Genomic DNA, 4,847 nt, shown 5'->3' with positions numbered 1-4,847 from the left:
TACGACATTGCAAGTTTTTCAAGGGAACATCAATTCACAGCCGCGGCGCGCCCCGTGCTGAGCCAGGCCAACGCACGGCGTTCTAACAGGCTTTTGTGCAAGGGCTTATTCGGTTATAAAAATCATTGTTCCTTTATTTAATCTTTCTTCAAAAAGAAAATTCATTTTTTTTTCAAATACCTGAAATACAATGACTTAAATTCTAGTTAGATGGAAATTGTCATTAGAAATTTTAAACTACGTTTCGAGACAAGTGTTTATAAGGTTTTCAAGTAATTTTAAATGGTAAGAAAACCTAACTAACGCTAGCTCGGGGTTAACCTGACTACCCACATCCAACCGCACTTGTCATTTGAAACGAAGTGAACAAATGACAAGTGCGGGATTAACAGATTATTCTGCATTTTGGGAAAAGCTCCAACGGTTTGGGTTTGCACGATACCCTCGGGTAGGGATAGAAGTGGAAAGCCCACAGGCGCACGCGGCGCTAGCCAAGTGTGGCGAGGACTTGAAACGGATAGCCCGGTGACTTTAGCCCATTGATTTACCTGGATTTTTTGAACTCAGCCGGAAGGGCTAAAGGCAACCCGCACAATTAAAAATAATAGAAAAACTAGCTTGAATTAAAACCTCAACCAAGGACGAGCAACCAGGGGTGAAAAAGGCCAGGGAATGGCAATGAAAATGAGTAAAAGCACTATAATAAAGCCAATTGCCAGGGTCTTATGCTTGGATTTTGAATCGCTGAGACGCTTAGCTCTGGCTCCGATTATGGTAAGCAACACAATTGCAAATAGCATGGTGAAATTATGTTCCATCCCGAAAAAGCGGATTTCGCGCTGATGAACAGCCTCTTTGAAATGGCTCAGGAAATACTGCATAAGCGGACTAACCCAATACAGGACTAAACCAATTATCAATTGAACATGAGCCAAAAGCACCGTGATGAATCGTAAACGTTCATCTGCTGGAGAAAAATCTAAGCCTTTCTTCCAAGCGAAATAGGAACGATAAACTGTTGCAATTAAGCCAATTAGTATTAGCCATCTCAACCAGGAATGTAGCAGTAACAGGATGGAATAAACCATTTATTTGGCCAATTTCATAATAACGTTCCAGGTAATTTTTCCAATAATATTTTTGGCTCCTAACATGCGGAAAAGGATGTTTACCAAACCATTGTTTTTGAAGATCAATTCGGACCAATACCTGCGTCTTCTGTTTTGTTTACCCCATTTTTCGTCAATTGCCTTATCGTAAGTTTTATTGAAGGAGGCGGAGAAGTTGTTGTTGGCGAAGCAATCTTTTACGTGGAAAGCTGCTATTCGACCGGTAACAATGGCTTGTCCGATTCCTTCACCGGTTAAGGGATCTGCAACAGAAGCGGCATCACCAACCAATACAAAACGATCGCCCGAGATAGGAGTTTTTCCATATCCCATTGGGATACTCCAACCTTTGATATCGCCAATAGGTTTTGCATTAGTAAACCTTGGTTTAAGGTGAGGGGTAATTTCAATAATTTCGGAAAGTACATCCCTCAGTTTAAGTTTTTGATTAGTGATATCTTGGGTTAACATTCCAAAACCGATATTGGCATTTCCATTTTCGGAAGGGAACACCCAGAAATAGCCATTGGGATATTTGGGTATATAATGAATTTCGAGTGTATCGGCTGAAACACCATCTACTTCGGTATAATAGGCCCGAACGGCTGCGCAATGAAAGGCCGGGTCCATTTGGTAATTGGTTAATTGCCTTCTAACTACTGAAGTTGCACCGTCGCAACCAATTACCATTTTACCGGTAAAGGTTCGGTTTTTATCGGTTTTAACTGTGGCTTGGGTATCAGAAATCGAAACACCTGTTACTTGTTCTTCCAGAAAAAAACTGACATTGGGTAAGGAGGAGGCTTGTTCGTACAAGAAATTGTCGAAGTTGTAGCGAGTTGAAATAAACCAGGGTTCAGGAAATGGAAGGGTAACCGGATTGCCGTCATAAGCTACCAGCATTACATTTTGTATAGGTAAACGGTTTTTATAGTCGTCAAAAGCAGCTTTAAACTTAGGCGACATCATGTTTAGGGCTTTGGGGATATAAGGAGCCATGCCATCGCCACAAACCTTTTCTCTGGGGAATTTACTTTTTTCGATTACAGCAACGCGAATATTGGTATCTACAAATCCCATTGCGCAAGCACTGCCGCCGGGTCCACCACCACAAATAATTACATCAAAGTCAAGATTTTCCATAGTTTTATAAGTTGGCGAAAGTACGAGTTTTATCCGTTCTTTTTACCCAAAATCCTATCCCATAAATCGGATAACGCGAGGAAAAATTCATCTTTCCCAATTTTGGGCTCCTTGGTAGACATAACCCATTTATTTCCATCTTTATAAAGCAGGTAATGAAATACAAAGGTTTTTTCCAGTTCGGATTCCATCAGATTTCCTCTTCCAAATTTCACGCAGTAAACCTGAAGTGTATCCGATTTTTGTCTGGTAATTGTAAAATCATTTCCAAACCATTCCAACAATTCGGTATCTTGCTTATCAGGGAATTGTTTAAGTAAGTGGGTTTGTCGCTTGTAGGCATGCCATACAATCGCTTGTTGATTATTAAGCAAGGTAAGTTCACCAATGTTCAAAGTGCTGTCATCAACTGCAATTCCATACCACATCAGGTTGTTCAACATGGTTGGGTTTGACATGGTGCTGTGGTGAGGAATATGATGAGCTTCTAAGGATTGGTTAAAGCGGTAATTGGCAAAGGCTTTATTAACAAAACTGCCGCCGATATAAACCAGAAAATAAATCAAACTTCCTATCATCCATTGGGAACGCCCTTTGCTGGCATTGGCAAAAAAAAGTCCAACAACTACCATGATTAGCATGGGAAAGGTGAAACTTAGATCAACGATAGAAAGGTTGTTCCAGGCAAATGCTTCGTTTGTAAATGGCAATAACAACCTGGTGCCATAAGCGGTGCAGGTATCAAGTAAGGAATGCCCCCAAAGGCAGGTTAGAAATAGGGTTAACCAGGATTTAAAGGGAATATTTTTTTTGAAAAGGACAAAAAACAGGTAAGCAAGTGGAAAGGCATAAAGTCCTTCCCAGAACAAGGAATGGGTATGGCCACGGTGGCAACAAACATACATTCGCTGGTCGCTTAGTCCGGTATAAAAAAGGTCGAAATCGGGGAAGGTTTTTGCAAATGCACCAATCCAGGCAGCTTTACGTCCAATTTTTTTACCTAGCAAGGTGTCGCCAATAGCAGCTCCAACAACGATATGAGTCAGGGAATCCAATTCCTTATTTGGTCAACATTTTGGCCAACTCAATCATTCCATTTTCATAGGCAATATCCTTGGCTGTTTCCCCTTTGTTGTTTTTTGCAGATAAATCAACTCCTTTTTCAAGCAAAAGGCTTATCACATCCATTTTTCCTTTTTGAGTAGCATGGTGAAGGATAGTCCAATCGTTTTCGAACTTTTGGTTAATATCCATTCCTTTATCAATTAACATTCGAGCAATGTCCACGTGCCCGTTCATGCAAGCATTAAGTAAACATTGTGAATTGGAAGGATTTTTAATATCGGCACCATTGTCAAGCATTAATTGAACTATTTCTGTTTTTCCTTTTTCACAAGCCAAGGCAAAAGGTGAAAATTCAAATTCATCCTTTGGATTAAGCACACCTGGATTATTTTTTAAAACCTCTTTTACCATTTCCACCTTATCTTCATTAATAAATTTCAGGAGTTTTTCAGGTTTTACAAATCGAACATTGTAAGTGAATTTATCGGCATCCACAAAGATTTTTTCAGAAAAGTGATCGGTTTTATCCATCAATTCTGCATCCACCGAATTATCGCCCCAATGTGCTTTGTATTGAAAAGGTGTACCGGCTTTCAATGGTGGAAGTTCTTTACCATTAATTTTGATTTTACAATCGGTATCTGAAACAATGGTTAAGAAAGAAGGGCGGGTTGGATCCACTTTTCTGGTAATAATGGTTGGGCCGGTTGTAGTGGTTGGAGTAGGAGCGGAGGCTGGTTGAGCTGCTTCGGTTGGTTTGGTTGCGGTAGGGGTGGTACCGGGAGTTCCGCTTGGTTGTTTCATCGTTTTTCCCACATCCGGAGCTACCAATTTGGGTTCTTTAGGGGTAGTAGAGGCTGGCTGAGTAGTGGTAGTGGTGGTGGAAGCAGGGGTTGAATCAGGAACCGGTTTTCCATTCACCATTTTGATCACTTTTCCATCGGGAGTTTTTACATACTTTACTTCACCTGTTACCGCCGATTTGTTCTCGGTGGAAGCTGGGCTTGGGTTTTCATCCGGAACAATTTTACCATTGACCATCTTCACCATTTTTCCGTCCGGTGTTTTTACATATTTCACATCACCGGCAGGTTTGGTTTCGGCAGCACCCGGGGCCGGTGCATCGTCCGGTACAATTTTTCCATTGACCATTTTAACCATTTTGCCATCCGGAGTTTTTACATATTTAACATCGCCGGCAGGTTTGGTTTCGGTGGCACCAGGAGCCGGTGCATCGTCCGGTACAATTTTCCCATTAACCATTTTCACCGTTTTTCCATCCGGAGTTTTTACATATTTCACCTCGCCACCGGAATTAGGATTTGTAGTAGCAGCTTTAGTGCTGGTTGATCCGGAGGAATTGCCCGATTTAGAACCATTGGTTCCTGTGGTATTGGTAGGAGAGGTTGTTGTGGATGGCTTTGGTGTTGCAGTGTTGCCGGCAGGAGAAGGAGTTGCCGTTTTGGCTGAAACTTTTTTTTCAGCTTCGGTTGCTCTTTTTTCAGCTTCGGTTGCTTTCTTTTCGGCCTC

The 4,847-nt window shown here is 41.5% G+C and carries 4 protein-coding genes; all 4 read right to left on the bottom strand.

Annotated features, from left to right (window positions below; translation table 11 throughout):
- Window positions 1–623: 623 nt before the first annotated feature.
- Window positions 624–1,088, bottom strand: coding sequence for a hypothetical protein (locus tag K1X82_14785; protein ID MBX7183376.1), 465 nt, complete (start codon window positions 1,086–1,088; stop codon window positions 624–626).
- A complete protein-coding gene (locus tag K1X82_14780; protein MBX7183375.1) occupies window positions 1,089–2,252 on the bottom strand; it encodes a geranylgeranyl reductase family protein in 1,164 nt (387 codons plus the stop codon).
- Between the two features lie 29 nt (window positions 2,253–2,281).
- Window positions 2,282–3,307, bottom strand: coding sequence for a metal-dependent hydrolase (locus K1X82_14775; protein ID MBX7183374.1), 1,026 nt, complete (start codon window positions 3,305–3,307; stop codon window positions 2,282–2,284).
- A gap of 4 nt (window positions 3,308–3,311) precedes the next feature.
- Window positions 3,312–4,847, bottom strand: a 1,536-nt coding sequence (locus tag K1X82_14770) for an ankyrin repeat domain-containing protein (protein ID MBX7183373.1), incomplete at its 5' end; no start/stop codon positions are given.

It is taken from the genome of Bacteroidia bacterium (genome assembly GCA_019695265.1).
Lineage (GTDB): Bacteria > Bacteroidota > Bacteroidia > JAIBAJ01 > JAIBAJ01 > JAIBAJ01.
This window is presented reverse-complemented; position numbering and strand designations above follow the sequence as displayed.

What these genes read in the sequence shown, in the direction of transcription:
- K1X82_14785 (MBX7183376.1), bottom strand. Translation starts at nt 1,088, where the DNA reads ATGGTTTATTCCATCCTGTTACTGCTACATTCCTGGTTGAGATGGCTA.
- K1X82_14780 (MBX7183375.1), bottom strand. Translation starts at nt 2,252, where the DNA reads ATGGAAAATCTTGACTTTGATGTAATTATTTGTGGTGGTGGACCCGGC.